The following is a 17,385-nucleotide window of genomic DNA, read 5'->3' on the forward strand; positions in this document are numbered from 1 at the left end:
CCTTGGCGACGATTCTTGAGCCTGGCGAGATCGAAGCGGCGGCGAGTTCTCCGCCGTTTCTGCACCTGCCACCGAAAAACCTGTTCACCTTGCGCGCCTTGCGCCTGGAGCGTCTGGTCGACGGCCATCCACTGGCCGATTACCTGCGTCTGGTGACCGGCCTGTGCCACGTGCAGCAGGGTCTGATGGACGATCCGCCCGTCACCGCCATGCCCGATGCCGAACGCCTGCGAGTGTGCCAGCAACACGGTTTGCCGCCGTTCGCCGCCGAGAGTCTGGTGCGCGAAGACGTTTGGCTGCCGTACCTCGATGCGCTGTTGCAGCGTTACCAGCCACCGCCGCAACCTGCCGTGAAAAAAGCCGTGGCGACCTTGCGCAGCGCCAACGTCGGGCAACGCAAGGCCTGGGCGATTGCGCTGGTCAGCGGCCAGTTCACCATGCTGCCCGCCGCCGTGGTGCCGTTTCTCGGCGCGGCGTTGCAGATTGCCTGGAGTCATTGGTTGCTGAGTACGCCGGACCTTGCGCTGAAACCCGGCGACAGTCTCAGCCAATGCCCGGCCTGCGGTTCGCCGGCCATGGCCGGTGTGATTCGCCATCGTGGCAAGTACAACGGCTTGCGCTACCTGGTGTGCTCGCTGTGTGCCTGCGAATGGCATGTGGTGCGGGTCAAATGCGTGTATTGCGAACAAAGCAAAGGCCTTGAATACGTCAGCCTCGAGGACGATCGCCACGCCGCCAATCAGGCCCCGGTACGCGCAGAGGTCTGCCCTGGCTGCCACAGCTACCTGAAACTGCTTTACCTGGAAAACGACGCCGAGGCCGAAGCGCTCTCGACGGACCTGATCAGCCTGCTGCTGGACATGCGCCTGGAGCAGGAAGGCTACCAGCGTCCGGCGCCTAATCTGTTGCTGGCACCGGGAGGTGACTGAGCTATCCCTTTAAGCTATCCCTCCGAGCTCAGCGGCTACACTCAGGCGCTACGGTCATTCGTATTCAGGAGCGCCTGATGTCCAACAGACCCGCCAGCCAAGCGCTGCGGCTGCCTTCCATCGACAGTCTGTTGCGCCATCCCGCCTGCCAACCGCTGGCCGAGCGTTATGGGCGTGACGCGTTGCTGGCCAATTTGCGCCAATTGCTCGATGACTTGCGTGAACCGGTGCTTTCAGGGCAACTCGACGCCATTGAAATCGCGCCTGAAGCATTAGCGGGCAGGGCGGGTGAACGCTTGGCCACTCAGCATCGCAGCAACGTGCGCCGGGTGTTCAATCTCACCGGCACGGTGCTGCACACCAATCTGGGGCGAGCGTTGTTGCCGGAGGAAGCCATCGACGCCGTGCAACTCGCGGCACGCTACCCGCTCAATCTGGAATTCGACCTGCACAGCGGCAAGCGCGGCGACCGTGATGACCTGATCGAAGGACTGATCCGCGAGCTGACCGGTGCCGAGGCGGTGACGGTGGTCAACAACAACGCCGCCGCTGTATTGCTGACGCTCAACAGCCTGGGCGCGCGCAAGGAAGGCATCATTTCCCGGGGCGAACTGATCGAAATCGGTGGCGCCTTCCGCATTCCCGACATCATGGCGAGAGCCGGGGTCAGGCTCCACGAAGTCGGCACCACCAATCGCACCCATGCCCGCGATTACGAGGCGGCCATCGGCCCACGTAGCGGTTTGGTGATGCGCGTCCATGCGAGCAACTACAACATCGAAGGTTTCACCGCTCGGGTGCCGGCCGCCGAGTTGGCGCAACTCGCGCATAAACACGGTTTGCCATTGCTTGAAGACCTCGGCAGCGGCAGCCTGCTGGACCTGACGCGCTGGGGCTTGCCCGCCGAACCGACGGTGCGCCAGGCGCTGATCGATGGTGCAGATATCGTCACCTTCAGTGGCGACAAATTACTGGGTGGCCCCCAAGCCGGGTTGATTGTCGGCCGCAAAGACCTGATCGCGAAGATCAAGAAAAATCCACTCAAGCGCGCCTTGCGGGTCGACAAACTGACCCTGGCCGCCCTCGAAGCGGTGTTGGGTCTGTACCGCGATCCTGATCGACTGGCCGAGCGGTTGCCAAGTTTGCGCCTGCTGACCCGCCCCCAGGCGGACATCCTCGCTCAGGCTGAGCGCCTGCAACCCTCGCTGGCCAAAGTCTTGGGCGAAGGCTGGAGCGTCAGCGCGGTACCGGCGCTGAGCATGATCGGCAGCGGCAGCCAACCAGTGGCGCGCTTGCCGAGTGCGGCTTTATGCCTGCGACCGCACGCGTCCAAACGTCTTCGCGGAGGGCAGCTGCACGGTATGGAAGCGTCCCTGCGAGCGTTGCCGGTTCCGGTGCTCGGGCGCATTGATGACGATGCGTTGTGGCTGGATTTGCGGCAACTGGACGATGAGCCGGCGTGGCTGGCGCAACTCGATCAAATTGCAGGAGCCATAGAGTGATCGTCGGCACCGCCGGGCACATCGACCACGGCAAGACTGCCTTGCTCCAGGCCCTGACCGGCCAGGCCGGCGACCGTCGCCGGGAAGAACGTGAACGCGGCATGACCATCGACCTCGGCTACCTTTTCGCGGCACTGGAACCGCAAGCGCCACTGACCGGTTTTATCGATGTGCCCGGTCATGAGCGCTTCACCCACAATATGCTGGCGGGGGCTCAGGGCATTGATCTGGTGTTGCTGGTGGTCGCGGCCGACGACGGCGTCATGCCCCAAACCCGCGAACACCTGGCCATCGTTGAACTGCTGGGAATCCCTCGGGCGCTGGTGGCGATCAGCAAATGCGACCGCGTCGAATCGTCCAGAGTGCAAGCCGTTCGCGAACAGGTCCAGACATTGCTGACCCCGGGACCCTATGCCAACGCGCCGCAGATTGCGCTGTCGAGTGTGACCGGGGAGGGCGTCGAGACGCTGCGACAGGCCTTGCTCGTGGCGCAACGTGAAGTCCTTCAACGCAGCACCACCGGCGGTTTTCGCCTGGCGATTGATCGTGCCTTCAGCGTGGCCGGCGTCGGCATCGTGGTGACCGGCACTGCGTTGTCTGGCGTGGTGGCGGTGGGCGATACGCTGATGCTAGGCCCGCAGGGTAAACCCGTGCGTGTGCGCGGCCTGCATGCGCAGAATCAGGCCGCCGAGGTCGCAATGGCCGGACAGCGAGTCGCGTTGAACCTGAGTGCCGAACGCTTGGCCCTGGAGCAGATTCATCGCGGCCACTGGTTGCTGGCCGAGTGGCTGTACGCGCCGACCCAGCGAGTGGATGTCGACCTGCAATTGTTAGCCAGCGAACCCAAAGCCTTCGAGCACTTTCAACCCGTGCACGTTCACGTGGGGACTCAGGACGTGACCGGGCGGGTGGCGTTGCTGGAAGGCTCCAGCCTGGCGCCGGGTGAGCGGATGTTCGCGCAACTGCTGTTGAATGCGCCAGTGCAGGCTGTGAAGGGCGATCCGTTGATCCTGCGTGACCAGAGCGCCCAACGTACCCTCGGTGGCGCGCGGGTGCTCGACCCGTTTGCACCGACCCGACAACGCCGAAGTCCCGAACGGTTGGCGCAGCTACACGCCCTCGCCACCTGCAATCAGTTGGAAGACAGCCTGCCGGCGTTATTGGCCAACAGCGACACCGGGCTCGACCCGCAGCGTCTGGAGCGTCAGTTCAACCGCCCCCGCAACACGTGGGTTTTTCCCGATGACGTGCGCCTGATCGACACCCGCCAAGGTCCGTTGCTGTTCAGTGCGGCCCGCTGGGAATCACTGAAAGCCCCGTTGCTGGAACATCTCGCACGTTTTCACCAACTGGAGCCGGATCAAATGGGCCCGGACCGGGATCGCCTGCGGCGGTTCACCGGCACAGCGCTGGATCGTCCGACGTTCATCAGTCTGCTAGACGAATTACTCGCCAGCGGCGCGATTGGCGCCAGCGGGCCATGGTTGCATTTGCCCGATCATCAGGTGCGTTTGAGCGAAGACGACGAAGCCCTGTGGCAACACTTGCAACCGTTGTTCGAACAGGCTGGATTTGATCCGCCGTGGGTGCGCGACCTTGACCATGACGAGGCGGCCGTGCGCTTGCTGCTGTGCAAAATGGCGAGGTTGGGTTTGGTGCACCAAGTCGTCCGTGACCTGTTTTACACCGACACGATGATCCGCCGATTGGCGGCTATGCTTGTGCAACTGGCCGCGCAAAACCCGGTGATTCAGGTCACGGCGTTTCGTGATGCAGTGGGCCTGGGTCGCAAGCGCAGCATCCAGATTCTCGAATACTTCGACCGGCTCGGCCTGACGCGACGGTTTGGCGACAAGCGCCACATCCGCCTCGACAATGCCTTGGCCCAACGCGCCGATCACTGACTTCAAGGAAGGCAATCGCGCCCGGTGGCGCGGCCGGGCTTCAAACCCGGTTGGGGACGGCATCCGTTCCCGGGCAGGTTCGACTCCGGCTGCCTTCCGCCATTTTCCCGCGTGTCACTGCATCACATAACGCCCCGGTGCCGACTCAATCGCCGGGTATTGCGCGTTACCGGTATGCAGCACCGAGGGCTGGCGTTCGCCAGACTGTTCAGCCAGCCAGACGAACCAGTTATTCCACCAGCTACCGGAATGTTGCTGGGCGTTCTTGAACCAGGTTTCCGGGTTCTTGGTGACCCGGTTGTTGGTCCAGTAGTGGCGTTTTTCCTTGGCCGGCGGGTTGATCACCCCGGCGATGTGCCCCGAAGCGCCCAGCACAAAACGCTTGGTCCCGGAGAGCAACTCGGTGCTGGCGTAAGCGCTTCTCCACGGCACGATGTGATCGTCATGGGTGGCGAGGATGTACGCCGGAGCCTCGATGGCGCGCAGGTCCAGCTTGACTCCGCAACAGTCCAGCTCACCGGATTTGAGGTCGTTCTGCAGATAGGTGTGGCGCAGATACCAGCAATACATCGGGCCCGGGAGGTTGGTGCTGTCGTTGTTCCAGAACAGCAGGTCAAGGGGGATCGGTTTCTGGCCCTTGAGGTATTTGTCGACGTTGTAGTTCCACCACAAGTCGTTGGGGCGCAGCAGCGAGAAGGTGTTACCCATGTCCTCGCCCTTGAACAGGCCGATGGGGCCCTCCAGGCCGCCGATGGTGCGCTCGCGGTAGGCCACCAATTGTTCGTCGACGAAGATGTCGATGGGGCCGGTATCGAGGTAGTCGAGGAAGGTGGTCAACAGGCTCACACTGCCAATCTCGCGGTCGCCGCGCACCGCCAGGACGGCCAGCGCCGAGCTCAACAAGGTGCCGCCGATGCAGAAGCCGACGCAATTGGGGCGTTGCTCGCCGCTGATTTCACGGGTCACTTGCAGGCCTTTGATGATGCCGGTTTCGATCAAGTCATCCCAGGTGGTGCCAGCGTGTTCCTGGTCGAAGTTGCGCCACGACATCAGAAACACCGGGTGCCCTTGTTTCAACAGATGGCCAACCATCGAGTTGTCCGGGCGCAGGTCGAGAATGTAGTACTTGTTGATTGACGGCGGCACGACAAACACCGGGCGCCGGTACTGGGTTTCGCTTTGCGGGTAATACTGAATCAGTTGGAAGAGTTCGTTCTCGAAGACCACTTCGCCGGGGGTGTTGGCGAGGTCGACACCGACTTTGAAGGCGCCGGCGTCGCACTGGCGCATCTTGCCTTCTTGCAGGTCGCTGGCCAGGTGCAACAGGCCGGTGAGGAGGCTGCTTCCCTGGGTATCGACGACCCGTTGCAGCGCATCGGGATTACTGGCCAGAAAGTTGCTGGGCGCGCCGGCGGCGATGGCCTGTTCCACCAGATAGAGCAGGCGCTGGCGCGGCTTTTTGTCCGGGATCGCTAACGTGTCCAGCAGCTTCAGCAGAAACCCTGCGTTGAGCAGATAAAAGGCGGCGAGGGAGCCGAACAGTGGCTGGCTCCAGTTGCCGCTGGCAAAACGGCGATCGTCGAAGCTGAATGGCTGACCGGTCAGCAGACGCTGGCCGAGTTCGCCCCATTGCTGTTGGTAATCCGATTGAAGGCTGTCCAGGGTGCCGCGCGGCAGGTCAAACCACTCGTTGTATTCCTGACCGGTAAACCACGGATTGCTACTGACCCAGAGACGTAATTGTTGCACTGCAAAGGAGGCAATGAACGGAACCTGGCCTGACCAGAAGGTGTTGAAGGTATGCGCGTTATTGTCCATGGAGCTCCTTGCCCACATCAGTAAACCGGGTAGAAAAAAACCGCGGCGCCGGACTTCGGCGCCGCGTCAGCAACTTAAGCAAACACTCCTGTGTTTCTAGCGCTCGATGACCAGACTGACGCCCTGGCCGCCACCGATGCACAACGTAGCCAAGCCTTTTTTGCCGTCGCGACGAATCAGCTCATGCAACAGCGACACCAGAATCCGCGCACCCGAAGCACCGATCGGATGACCCAGGGCAATCGCGCCGCCATTGACGTTGACTTTGCTGGTGTCCCAACCCAGTTCCTTGCCGACGGCCAGTGACTGCGCGGCGAACGCTTCATTGGCTTCGATCAGGTCGAGGTCATCCAGGGTCCAGCCGGCTTTGGTCAATGCCAGACGAGTGGCTGGCACTGGGCCGATGCCCATGATCGACGGGTCGACGCCAGCGCTGGCGTAGGCCTTGATGCGGGCCAGAACCGGCAAGCCGAGCGCCAGGGCTTTGGCAGCGCTAGCCAGCAACAGCACGGCGGCGCCGTCGTTGAGGGTCGACGAGTTACCGGCGGTCACGCTGCCGTTTTTCTGGAACGCGGGTTTGAGGTTGCCCAGCGCTTGCAGCGTGCTGTCCGGACGCGGCTGTTCATCGGTGTCGAAGACCAGCGGCTCACCTTTGCGCTGAGGGATCAGGATCGGGGTGATTTCACGCTTGAAGTAACCGGCTTCGATGGCAGCAGCGGCTTTCTGTTGCGAGGCCGCGGCGAAAGCGTCCTGGTCTTCGCGACTGAGCTCGTACTTCTGCGCCAGGTTCTCGGCGGTGATGCCCATGTGGTAGTCGTTGAAGGCGTCCCACAAACCGTCCTGAATCACGCTGTCTTGCAGTTGCGCATGACCCAGACGCAAACCGGTGCGGGCCTTGGGCAACACGTACGGCGCCAGGCTCATGTTTTCCTGACCGCCGGCAATGATCAGTTCGGCGTCGCCGCAACGGATGGCCTGGACCGCCAGCTGGACAGCTTTGAGGCCTGAGCCGCAGACCTTGTTCAGGGTCAGGGCAGGGGTGGTATGGGGCAGGCCGGCCTTGATTGCCGTCTGGCGTGCCGGGTTTTGCCCCGAGCCCGCGGTGAGTACCTGGCCGAGGATCACTTCATCGATCTGCGAGCCGTCCAGACCGGTCTCTTCCAGCAAACGGCGAATGACCGCCGCGCCCAGCTCGGTGGCTGGAATCGCGGACAAGGCACCTTGAAAACTGCCAATGGCGGTACGAGTAGCGGCAACGATTACGACTTCGTTCATGCGTGACCTCATTAAGATTTTGTCGAGCGGAAGCAGGGCATCCATGCCCTGACAGGTCTACTGCATGTTCATGCCGCCGTTGACCGAGAAGTCGGCCCCGGTGCTATAGGCCGATTCATCGGAAGCCAGCCAGGCCACGATGGAAGCGATTTCTTCAGGTTGGCCGAGACGCCCGACCGGTGTGGCCGCGATCATGGTGTCGAGAATGTCCGGACGGATGGCCGCTGTCATGCTGGTCTGGATGTAACCTGGGGAGACGGTGTTGACGGTCACGCCCTTGCCGGACACTTCCCGGGCCAGTGCCATGGTGAAGCCATGGATGCCGGCTTTGGCCGCGCTGTAGTTGGTCTGGCCGAACTGGCCGCGCTGACCGTTGATTGAGGAGATGTTGATGACCCGTCCCCAACCCTTGGCCAGCATCCCTTCAATCACCTGTTTGGTGGTGTTGAACAGGCCGCTCAGGTTGGTGCCGATGACCGCGTTCCAGTCTTCGGGCGTCAGTTTGCGAAAGGAAGCATCACGTGTGATGCCGGCGTTGTTGACCAATACATCGATCGGGCCGTACTGCTCGCGAGCCATCTCGAACGCTTTGCGCGTTGATTCCCAATCGGTGATGTCGCCGTAGATACATTCGAATTGATAACCCGCCTCCAGTTGGCTCGCCATCCATTCTTTCTTGCGGGAGGAATCTGAGCTGCAGCCCACGATGACCTTGAATCCTTCCTTGTACAGGCGCTGGCTTATCGCAGTGCCAATCCCACCCATACCACCCGTGACCAACGCAATACGACTAAGCGACTTCATACACTCTCTTCCTTTTTGTGTTTTGCGCTGCAAGATGGGTGGATTGTTCGGTATTGGCGGGGTGTGCGGAAGTGTTGAGAGGTGACTGTCTGGTGTCCAACGGTGCCATGCACGAAATGAAATTGAACTGTGCGCTACTTCTGTCGTCGCCTCGAAACGCTCTTGTAGCAGCTGCCGAGCCTGCGAGGCTGCGTTCGGCTCGGGCCGCGTTCGGACGAAGCAGTCGTAAAACCGGACACCGTGGTCTTTCAGCCAAACCGCGTACGCAGGATTTGCGAGGACTTCGGTCGAGCGCGACCCCGACTCGAACACAGCCTCGCGGGCTCGGCAGCTGCTACAGGGCGACGATTTAGCCTGAAACAGTGGCTAAAAGTGAGGATTACCTATACTGGGATCAATATTGGCAACTGAACTACCCGTTAGAATTTGATTTTCATGCAGATCAGTTATGGCTCCGGACAGGATGTTCGGTTCCACAGGTCATTGAGGACGCCATGTATAGAATGAGTTCAGGCTATGCCAGCGTGCTGGTAAATACGCTCTTGGCTCAAGGACTGGATGTTGCCAGTCTGTGTCGGGAGGCTGGGATGGACATGGAGTCCGTTAACAACCCGGGAGCGTACTGCGAACGAAGGGCTATTTATCGGCTATGGGAACTGGGAGCCCAGGCCGCTGGCGATCCAGACATCGGTTTGAAGGCCTATGGAAACTTCCATCCCGGTAACCTTCAGATCGTCGGCTACACCATGATGTCCAGTTTGAATCTGAAAAAAGCACTTGAACGTCTGGTACGTTTCAGCCCTTTGATCAGTACCGGATTCAGCCTCTTCTTTTTGCCGGAGCAACAGCATCATCGGCTGGCGGCGCTTGATCATCAGCAAAAGGGGTCGGTCAAACCCCGGCAGTACTCGGATGCAGGCATGGCTTCATTGCTGGGTTTTTGCCGTTGGCTGGCGGGAGGCAACTTACCGCGACCGCTGAGTGTGGAGTTCGCCTATCCCGAACCTGAAGACACGTCCGAGCATCAAAGACTGTTTGGCTGCGACCTGCATTTTGGGGCTGCCTATGACAGCATCCTGTTTGACGGGCAGGAGCTTCTGCGTCCGCTGAGCATGGCTAACGAAGAACTGGCGGTACTGCATGACAGTTTTGCCGAAGCTCGATTGGTTTCGCTGCATGGCTTCACCATCGTCGGCAGAATTCGGGCACTCATTACCAAGCGCTTGAGTCAGGGCCAGGGGCCGTGCGATATGGAGTCGATCGCGGCCGCATTGAACATCAGCAAGCGAACGCTACAACGCACCCTGGAAAAAGACGGGACGCAATTCAAGGACGTGCAGAATGCCGTGCGCCGGCAATTGGCCGAATTCTACTTGCGCAATTCTCGCTTCAACATGAAGCATGTCGCGTATCTCCTTGGTTTTCATGACCACAGCAGCTTCAACAAAGCGTGCAGCCGCTGGTTTGGCATGACACCCGGTCAGTATCGGGCCGATGAATCGTTTGAAATCGAGGGAGCCGCGCCCGTGTGACGCGGTTCTCCTCACCGTTAAACGTTATTTCGCCGGAGGTTTTTTTACGCCTTTCTTGCCCTTGGCAGGTTTGCCCGCTGGACTCGCAACCTTGGCGATGAGGTCAGGGGTCGCTGCGGGTATTTTCTGCTTGATCGGCTTAGGGATTACCGCTGGGGTTTTCTGCTTGATCGGCTCTGGGGTTGCCGTCGGGATTTTCTCCTCGATGGCATCGGCCTCACCGGGTGGTTGGGTCAGGCTGAAATCTGGCAAGGGAACGTCGAGCAGCGTGTGCAGTTCACACCAGAATGGGTTGCCTGCGCCGCTGGTCAGCAGTTCCGGCAGCAAATTGGCGACGGCCGCGAGCACTTGCTGGCGTTCTTCGACCTCGGGAAGCATCAAGGGCAGGCTGTGCAGGCTTTCTTGCGGATGGGTAGCGACCAGCAGTTTTTGCAGGCGCAGGGTTTCGCGCAGATCAAGCGGCTCGGCACTGTAGTCCTGGAGCAGCACCTGCAGTTGCAGGATCAATTTTTCGACGCTTTCCTTGCCCGGCTCGTCGCTGTCGCGGCCCAGCAGGAACAGGATCCGTATCAAGGCTTCCATCAGGCCGCCAAGGGGCAGGGCATCCTGCAAGCGCTCGATCAAAACCTTGTCGTGCTGCTCGGCATGTTCCTGCAAATTTCGCCCGGGTGCATTGCCGGTGAGGCTGTTGAGTACGCCATACACGCCGTAGAAACACATTTCCTGAGCCGCATCACGCAGATCCCGATAGCCGTTCAAGGTGTCCTGCACCTGGTTGGAAAACAGTTCCTGCCAGACCAGCAACGGGTTGTTCTGGCTGGCGGGGTGACGATCCTTGCTCACTTGGGCGGCACTGCCTGCCAGCCACCACAGCGCCGGGTTGGAACTGCTCCAGGCCACTTGCTGCTGATGGAAAGGGTGCGCCCGGCGCAGCATTTCGGCGCTCGGTTCGTTGATCAGCTGGCGCAACCACGGGCGTATGAATTCGTCGTACACACTGTTGTTGATATCGGACGCGCGCTGGACCAGCGCAAATTCGCGATCGTCATCACGGGGCGGCTGCACCTGGCCATGGATGTCGGCGATACGCCGGCGTTCGAAACGCACGGCATATGGCGTCGCCGAATTCTCCGGCAGGTCTTCGATCAGCATTTCATACAGCCCGGCTGACAGCGCATTGATCGCATCGACCGCACCGAGCAACTCACGGTGCTCACGCCGCGCCACTTCACCGGACACGAAGATGCCCAGGTGACCGATGCTCGCGTGTCGCAGGTAAACGATGGTGCGTCCGGCATTTTGCAACGCGAGATCGCTGGGATAGACGTCGGTGATCCAGTCCAGTGCCTGCTGCGGGGAGGTGATGTTGTCGCCATACGAGCAGAACACCACCACCGGCACTTCGATCAGCTTGAGGTCAAGCCCGCTGCTCTTGCGACCGAGGCCACCGGACAGCCGATTGCCGATGAACAGGTCATCGACAATCATCTCGATCTCTTCGCCGTTGAGCAGGGTCGGGCTGCCCCACCAGCGTTCGAAATCCAGAAAACGTGCGGCCTCACTGTCGACTTCACTGAACAGGTGGTAGTACTTGCCCCAATAGGTGTTGGCCGGGTCCAGGCTTTCGAAATTGCTGACCAGCCAGGTGCCGTCGAAACGGTCATTGCCGAGGTCGCTGCCGAGGCGCGCCATCCAGCCACCACCCAGCAAACCGCCGGTGTAGCGCATCGGATTGCGCCCGTTGACGCCGGCCCAGTACGACAACGGCGCACCGTTGACGATGATCAGCCCCGGCAATTCCGGACGGGTGGCCGCGAGGCCCATTAACGCCCAGCCCGCCTGGCAGTTGCCGATTACCACGGGTTTGGTGCTGTCGGGATGTCGGGCGCTGACGACTTCGATGAACCGCGCCTGAGCTTCTGTGATATCGGCAAGGGTTTGCCCTGGGCGGGGCGAGTGACTGAAGGAAACGAAGTAGGTGGGGTGGCCGGCTCTCAAGCTTTCGCCGATGACCGAATCCTGTTTGAAACCGCCGATCCCCGAGCCGTGACCGCCGCGTGGGTCAATGATGATCACCGGCTGTTTTTTGCTGTCGATCTGTTGTCCTGGACCGCCAAGGATTTGCAACAGCGAGTAATTGACCGGGCGGGGCAGGTCTTCACCGGCGACCAGCGTTTCATGATGGAACTTGAGCAGCAGCGGATACCCGGCGCGTTCGTGGGCCAGGGTGTTATCGCCGCGCTGACGCAAGGTATCCCAGAACAACACGCTGCGTTGGCCGAGGTCCGTGAAGTATTCCTGCCACTCAGCAGGCGTTGGCTGTCGGAGTTGCCCAAGGCTTAAAGGCGCGAAGGTTTTTGCCTGGCGCTTCTGCACGGCGTCGAGGACGTTACGGGTATTGAGGCGTTGCAGATGATTCAGGTGTTCGAACAAGCCTACAGGTTCGGAAAGCTCTTCATCTTGCACCGCAATATTTAATTTCTGAGCCATCGTGATCTCCTGACGCCATGCATGGGAACCTGCGCATCTGAACCCTTTAGCTAAAGAGGGCTAGGCTGGCCGTTCGACAGTCTGGAGTTTATAGCGAATAGGGAGGGCATGAGCAAAGTTTATTTTGCAGCGCACAAAAATAGACATTGCCAAATGGTTTTGTGCACTGCAATATCAAGGCTAACGCGATGACTGGCCGGATCGCTATCGCGTCCTCAGGTCCATCAGGGCCTTCCAGTACCAGGAGATTCAAGCATGTCTTTTTTCAATTCGGAAAAACTGCAAACCGCTCAGAAAGCCAACCTCGATCTTTTGCAGCAAATCAGCGGCAAAGTCTTCGCCAGCGTTGAACAGCTCAGCCAGTTGCAGTTCAAGGCACTGCGCGACTCCACCGAAGAGCACTTCGAAGGTGTTCGCAAGCTGCTGGCCGTCCGTGATCCACAAGGTTTCGCTGAGCTGCAGGCTTCTTTCACTCAGCCGAGCGCGCAGACCGAACGTCTGGCCGAGTTCAACCGTCAGGTTCAAGCGCTGATCGTGGGTACTCAGTCGGACATCGCCAAACTGACCTCGAGTCAGGTCGAAGCGGGCACCCAACAGGTGCAAGAGTTCGTTGAAGCGATCAGCAAGAATGCACCGGCCGGCTCCGAGCCTGTTGTGGCAGCGTTCAAGTCGAGCCTGGCGAATGCCGGTACTGTGTTCGAAAGCGCACAAAAAGCCGTAAAACAGGCTGCCGATGTGGCTCAGAGTAATTTCGACGCAGCGACTGCCGCGGCCACTAAAGCTGCCCCAGAAGCAAGCGCCAAGGCTACCAGCGGTAACAAATAAGTCACGTCAAGCAAGCGGCACCAATGGCGATGGGATCATTCCCCATCGCCATTTTTTGTGTGCGCGAAAAACCTTGGCGGGGGGCGGCTCTGGTTCACGCTGATACCAGTCGTCTGATCCAGTCCAGCAGGACACCGGGCAACAGTTCTGGTCTGTGCAGCATGGCGTATTGCCGCGATCCGAATACCGCCGGCAGGTAATTTGCCGCCTGGCGGTCGATGGTCAAACAGAAGGGATAGATGCCTTGAAGTTTGGCTTCGGTCACAGCTTGACGCATGTCTTCCACACCATAGCGGCCTTCGTACTGGTCAACATCGTTCGGCTTGCCGTCGGAGAGCAGTAACAAGAGACGGTGCGTGGCGGCTTCGCGCATCAGCAATGTGCTGGCGTGGCGCAGGGCGGCGCCGGCCCGGGTATAGCGTTCCGGTTCGAGGGCGGCAATGCGCCGACCGACTTCATCGCTGTAGCGCTCATCGAATGCTTTCAGGGTGCGGATCGTGACCCGCTGCGGCCCTTCGCCGGAAAACGCCAGCACGCTATAAGGCTCGCCCAGACTCTCCAGCGCCAGACAGACCAGCAGCAACGCCTCGCGCTCGACATCAATGACCCGGCGATGGCAGGACAGCCAGCTGTCGGTGGAGCCGCTGACGTCGATCAGCAACATGATCGCCATGTCACGCCGGCCACGGCGCTGGGTCTGATACAGCGCCTGCGGCATGCTCAGCCCAGCGCGGGCCTCGGCGCAACCGTCGATATACGCCTCCAGATCGATGTCGTCGCCCTCCCATTGTTTGCGCAGCCTGACGCGTTGGGCCCGCAGACTTTCGAATTGCCGGCGGATGGCATCGAGCACCGGACGGTGAGTGTCGAGGGTTCGCTCGACCCACTGCTGCGGGCCTTCCAGGGCGGGACACAGTTGCAGCGTCGCACCCGGATCACGGTAGGCCTGGCGGCGGTAATCCCACTCGGGGTAGCTGATTGCGTTGTTGGCGAGATCCTGTGCACCGTGCTGAGCGCGGGTTTGTGGCGGGTCGTCGGACAGCAGCACTTCTTTCGGCCGACCTGCCGTGACCACCAGTCGGGCTTCGTTGAGTTCGGCCAATGACTCGGCAAAATCAGCTGCCGGTGTGTCGGTATCCCGGTCGGCAGGGCGCTGCATCCCCATGGGGTCTTCGGCCTTTTCCAGCGGTTCGGCGGGCTGCACCATCCACAGGCCTTGTTCCTGATCGTCGTCCTCGTCGGCACAGGCTTCGCGCACAGTGGGCTGACGTGCGAGGCGGGCGCTGCGGGGCAGGGTATCGGCGGTGTCGATTTCGTCGGGCAAGGGCTGCACCTTCAAACCCACCGACGGCTCGCGCAGGTCGCCGGTCCAGGCATCGAGCAGCAACAGATGAGCGCCCAGCCTGTGCGGTTCGTCGATGGACAGGAAACGTTGCGCAAGGGTTTCTGACTGTTGTACCGAGTCGGCTGTTTTGGCGGGTATCTCCAGCCCTTCCAGAGGCTTGCCGCATTCGCTGCGCAGCAGTAAACGAAGAAAATTTTCCAGGGGGTGTCGCGGGTTTGGAAAGGCGTGAAGCGGCGGGCGGGTCGCCAGGGCATGTTGGCGCAAGCCATGGATCGATGGCGCCAGCCCCGGCAACAGTCGCACTAAATCCGTATCGGCGGCCCAGGCTTCTAAAAGCAGATAGACGCTGCGCTGCATCGGGTTGTCGAGGGCTGACAGGGCGCTGGCACTGCATCGTCGGGCACGCATCGCCTGTTGCAAGGCCAGGGTTTTATAGCGTTGCAGCGTGAGCGGACCCTCGTGGCTGCCCAAGTCCTCCGGCAGCCATATAGTCACGCCATCGGTCGCCGGGACGGCGTTTTGCCGACACGGCTTTTCGTGACGCAGCAAAAGCTTTTTCAGGAACGTGGGGGGCGAGGGTGGTTGCGCAACGCGCAGCGAATAGTGGGTGTTGAACACCGCCTTGATCAGTAAATCGAGGTGTTGTGCGACATCCCCGAGGGTGACGACTTTTGCGGTGTCCGAGGGTGCCCGGTGACGGCGCCACAACGCCTGCGCATACACCGTAGCGTGGCGTGCGACGTCGGTGATGAGGTCTTCGGCTTCAGCCATCTAGATAAACGTCAGGTCGACGAGATCGCGCATGGCAGCGACCAGCACCGCGTCATCGGACAGTGGCGAGATCAAAGCGACCCGGCACGCGGTGGGCGCAGCAATGCCGCGGGAAATCAGCCGTGCCGTGGCAATCAGCAGACGGGTACTGGGGACTTCCGCCAGGCCCCGGTCTTGCAAGGCGCGTAGCCGCTGGGCGAGGGTGACCAGGGCGTGGGCGGTGGCGTAGTCGGTTCCACCCTCATGGATGACGATGGCGATTTCGCGCTCGGCCGGCGGGAAGTCAAAATCCAGCGCCACAAAGCGCTGCCGGGTACTTGGTTTCAAATCCTTGAGTATTCGTTGGTATCCGGGGTTGTAGGACACCACCAGCTGAAAGTGTGGTGAGGCTTCGAGGATCTCGCCGATTTTGTCCAGAGGCAGAATCCGTCGGTGGTCGGTCAGCGGGTGCGTGACGACAATCGTGTCTTGCCGCGCTTCGACCACTTCGTCCAGGTAACAGATAGCGCCTTCGCGCACGGCTCGGGTCAGCGGGCCTTCCGTCCAATGGGTGCCCTGGTGACCGATCAGGAAACGCCCAACCAGGTCGCTGGCACTCAGATCGTCATGGCAGGAAATGGTGATCAACGGGCGCTTGAGACGCCAGGCCATGTGTTCGACAAAACGGGTCTTGCCACAACCGGTGGGGCCTTTGAGCATGACGGCCAGTTGCTGCGCATGGCATTGCTCGAAAATCGCCACCTCGTCGCCGCTGGGCTGGTAATAGGGTTCAGCTTGCAGCGCCGCGGGCTCGGTGTGCATCAGCGAACGTTCCATTACAACGCCGCGCCTGAGGCTTGAGGTGTGGCCAGGACCGGATCGGCTTCATCGACATTGAAGTCCGGCGCATGGCGGAAAAATTCGAAGATGAACAATCCGGCACCCAGGCTGAACATCGACGCCGTCGCCACCAGCATCAGGAAGTGCACCTGAATTTTCAGCTGCACGTCCAGATAGCCCAGGCCGAGAATGCGCTCCAGGTACACCTGCCCAATGCCCGCCGTGGCAAATGACAGGGTCATGCCGAACATTCCCCCCAACTGCAGCCAGAACGCCCAGTAACCGATACTGCTTTCTTCCACCGGACGACGGGTCATGCCGGGCAGCGCATAGGTGATCATCGCCAGGACAATCATGGCGTAGGCACCATAGAAGGCCGCGTGGCCATGCATGGCGGTAATCAGGGTGCCGTGGGTCCACTTGTTGACGTCGGGGAAAGTGTGAGCCAACCCCAGCAGACCGGCGCCGAACATGGTGAACACCGCACTGCCCAAGGTCCAGTGCAAGGCCAGTTTGTTGGGGTGAGAGAGGCCGGAGCGGCGCATCGCGTTGTAGGCATAGATCGCCATGCCGATCAGCGCCATCGGCTCAAGTGCGCTGAAAAAACCGCCCAGTGGCAGCCAGTAATGAGGAACGCCGATCCAGTAATAATGGTGTGCGGTGCCCAGAATGCCGGCAATGAACACCAGGCCGACGATGACGTACAGCCACTTCTCCATCACCTCGCGGTCAGCACCGGACAGCCGGATCAGCAGATAGGCAAGAAAGCCGCCCTGGATCATCTCCCAGACACCCTCGACCCACAGGTGGATGGTCCACCAGCGGTAATAGATCGACACCACGTAATTTTCATAATGCAGCAGCGCTGGCAGAAAGAGCACGGCGGCGCTGGCCAGGCCCAGCAGCAGGACGCCCTCGGTGGCGGTGAAACGCCCGGCCTTCTTGATCGTCATGCCGATGTTGTAGAGGAACATCAGCATGCAAATCACGATCACGATCTTGTGGGGCAGCGGCTGTTCGAGCAGCTTGTTCCCGGTGCCATAACCGAACAGGTAGCCAAGAACGGCGGTGACACCCATGGCCGTCCACAACCCGAGCTGAATGTAGGCCAATTTGGTGCTGTGCAACTCGCCACGGGATTCATCTGGCACCATCCAGTAAGTCGCGCCCATGAACCCGGTCAGCACCCAGACGATCAACAGATTGGTGTGAATGGACTTGGTGACATCGAATGGCAAGAGGTTCAGCAGCGGATCCGGCCCGAGGTATTTCGCCGCCGAGAGCAGGCCGAAGACCAGTTGCAGGCCGAACAGCACCATGGCAACGGCGAAATACCAGTAGGCGACGGATTGAGATCTGTAGCGCATGGTC

General features: G+C 60.7%; 12 protein-coding genes and 1 tRNA gene. 6 read left to right on the forward strand and 7 right to left on the reverse strand.

The window, feature by feature from the left end; translation table 11 throughout:
- Positions 1-2 precede the first annotated feature (2 nt).
- The 4 genes from fdhE (at position 3) to ACIQU2_RS12485 (ending at position 4,437) form a co-directional block, all read left to right on the forward strand.
- The gene (gene fdhE, locus ACIQU2_RS12470; protein ID WP_403140939.1) at positions 3-929 is read left to right on the forward strand and encodes a formate dehydrogenase accessory protein FdhE; all 927 of its coding nucleotides are present in this window, start codon (positions 3-5) and stop codon (positions 927-929) included.
- Positions 930-1,006: 77 nt separating this feature from the next.
- Positions 1,007-2,431 (forward strand): L-seryl-tRNA(Sec) selenium transferase, encoded by a 1,425-nt coding sequence (gene selA / locus ACIQU2_RS12475; protein ID WP_403140942.1) that lies wholly within the window; start codon positions 1,007-1,009, stop codon positions 2,429-2,431.
- Positions 2,428-4,335: a selenocysteine-specific translation elongation factor gene (gene selB, locus ACIQU2_RS12480; RefSeq protein ID WP_403140946.1), complete on the forward strand. Its 1,908-nt coding sequence runs from the start codon at positions 2,428-2,430 to the stop codon at positions 4,333-4,335. The genes selA and selB overlap by 4 nt, the downstream gene beginning before the upstream one ends.
- A gap of 6 nt (positions 4,336-4,341) precedes the next feature.
- A tRNA-Sec gene (locus tag ACIQU2_RS12485) sits at positions 4,342-4,437 on the forward strand.
- Positions 4,438-4,449: 12 nt separating this feature from the next.
- On the opposite strand, the gene phaC is transcribed toward ACIQU2_RS12485, so the two are convergent.
- From phaC to phbB, 3 genes are all read right to left on the reverse strand, one after another.
- Positions 4,450-6,153, reverse strand: a complete 1,704-nt coding sequence (phaC, locus tag ACIQU2_RS12490) for a class I poly(R)-hydroxyalkanoic acid synthase (protein WP_403140948.1) — start codon at positions 6,151-6,153, stop codon at positions 4,450-4,452.
- Positions 6,154-6,249: 96 nt separating this feature from the next.
- On the reverse strand, positions 6,250-7,428 hold the full coding sequence (locus ACIQU2_RS12495; RefSeq protein ID WP_347805060.1) for an acetyl-CoA C-acetyltransferase: 1,179 nt from the start codon (positions 7,426-7,428) through the stop codon (positions 6,250-6,252).
- A gap of 57 nt (positions 7,429-7,485) precedes the next feature.
- Positions 7,486-8,232, reverse strand: a complete 747-nt coding sequence (phbB, locus tag ACIQU2_RS12500) for an acetoacetyl-CoA reductase (RefSeq protein WP_403140950.1) — start codon at positions 8,230-8,232, stop codon at positions 7,486-7,488.
- A 494-nt stretch (positions 8,233-8,726) separates the two neighbouring features.
- On the opposite strand from phbB, the gene ACIQU2_RS12505 reads away from it, so the two are divergent.
- Positions 8,727-9,764 carry an AraC family transcriptional regulator gene (locus ACIQU2_RS12505; protein WP_403140953.1) on the forward strand — a complete coding sequence of 346 codons (1,038 nt, stop codon included), beginning with the start codon at positions 8,727-8,729 and terminating at the stop codon, positions 9,762-9,764.
- A gap of 24 nt (positions 9,765-9,788) precedes the next feature.
- Here the strand turns inward: ACIQU2_RS12505 and ACIQU2_RS12510 are convergent, their stop codons facing one another.
- Positions 9,789-12,254, reverse strand: coding sequence for a DUF3141 domain-containing protein (locus tag ACIQU2_RS12510; RefSeq protein ID WP_403140954.1), 2,466 nt, complete (start codon positions 12,252-12,254; stop codon positions 9,789-9,791).
- Positions 12,255-12,509: 255 nt separating this feature from the next.
- Here ACIQU2_RS12510 and phaP point away from each other — a divergent pair, with 255 nt between their 5' ends.
- Positions 12,510-13,079 carry a TIGR01841 family phasin gene (phaP, locus tag ACIQU2_RS12515; protein WP_347805056.1) on the forward strand — a complete coding sequence of 190 codons (570 nt, stop codon included), beginning with the start codon at positions 12,510-12,512 and terminating at the stop codon, positions 13,077-13,079.
- A 94-nt stretch (positions 13,080-13,173) separates the two neighbouring features.
- Here the strand turns inward: phaP and ACIQU2_RS12520 are convergent, their stop codons facing one another.
- From ACIQU2_RS12520 to ACIQU2_RS12530, 3 genes are read right to left on the reverse strand one after another with little or no spacing between them, the layout of a single operon-like run.
- Positions 13,174-15,195 carry a nitric oxide reductase activation protein NorD gene (locus ACIQU2_RS12520; RefSeq protein WP_403140957.1) on the reverse strand — a complete coding sequence of 674 codons (2,022 nt, stop codon included), beginning with the start codon at positions 15,193-15,195 and terminating at the stop codon, positions 13,174-13,176.
- On the reverse strand, positions 15,196-16,011 hold the full coding sequence (locus ACIQU2_RS12525) for a CbbQ/NirQ/NorQ/GpvN family protein (protein ID WP_403140960.1): 816 nt from the start codon (positions 16,009-16,011) through the stop codon (positions 15,196-15,198). It abuts the gene before it with no gap.
- Positions 16,011-17,381 (reverse strand): cbb3-type cytochrome c oxidase subunit I, encoded by a 1,371-nt coding sequence (locus tag ACIQU2_RS12530; RefSeq protein WP_403140962.1) that lies wholly within the window; start codon positions 17,379-17,381, stop codon positions 16,011-16,013. The genes ACIQU2_RS12525 and ACIQU2_RS12530 overlap by 1 nt, the downstream gene beginning before the upstream one ends.
- Between the last annotated feature and the right edge of the window lie 4 nt (positions 17,382-17,385).

The sequence above is a fragment of the Pseudomonas sp. NPDC098740 genome (assembly GCF_044760065.1).
GTDB lineage: Bacteria > Pseudomonadota > Gammaproteobacteria > Pseudomonadales > Pseudomonadaceae > Aquipseudomonas > Aquipseudomonas rossensis.

What these genes read in the sequence shown, in the direction of transcription:
- selA (WP_403140942.1), top strand. Translation starts at nt 1,007, where the DNA reads ATGTCCAACAGACCCGCCAGCCAAGCGCTGCGGCTGCCTTCCATCGAC.
- phaC (WP_403140948.1), bottom strand. Translation starts at nt 6,153, where the DNA reads ATGGACAATAACGCGCATACCTTCAACACCTTCTGGTCAGGCCAGGTT.
- ACIQU2_RS12495 (WP_347805060.1), bottom strand. Translation starts at nt 7,428, where the DNA reads ATGAACGAAGTCGTAATCGTTGCCGCTACTCGTACCGCCATTGGCAGT.
- phbB (WP_403140950.1), bottom strand. Translation starts at nt 8,232, where the DNA reads ATGAAGTCGCTTAGTCGTATTGCGTTGGTCACGGGTGGTATGGGTGGG.
- ACIQU2_RS12505 (WP_403140953.1), top strand. Translation starts at nt 8,727, where the DNA reads ATGTATAGAATGAGTTCAGGCTATGCCAGCGTGCTGGTAAATACGCTC.
- ACIQU2_RS12510 (WP_403140954.1), bottom strand. Translation starts at nt 12,254, where the DNA reads ATGGCTCAGAAATTAAATATTGCGGTGCAAGATGAAGAGCTTTCCGAA.
- phaP (WP_347805056.1), top strand. Translation starts at nt 12,510, where the DNA reads ATGTCTTTTTTCAATTCGGAAAAACTGCAAACCGCTCAGAAAGCCAAC.
- ACIQU2_RS12520 (WP_403140957.1), bottom strand. Translation starts at nt 15,195, where the DNA reads ATGGCTGAAGCCGAAGACCTCATCACCGACGTCGCACGCCACGCTACG.
- ACIQU2_RS12525 (WP_403140960.1), bottom strand. Translation starts at nt 16,011, where the DNA reads ATGGAACGTTCGCTGATGCACACCGAGCCCGCGGCGCTGCAAGCTGAA.
- ACIQU2_RS12530 (WP_403140962.1), bottom strand. Translation starts at nt 17,381, where the DNA reads ATGCGCTACAGATCTCAATCCGTCGCCTACTGGTATTTCGCCGTTGCC.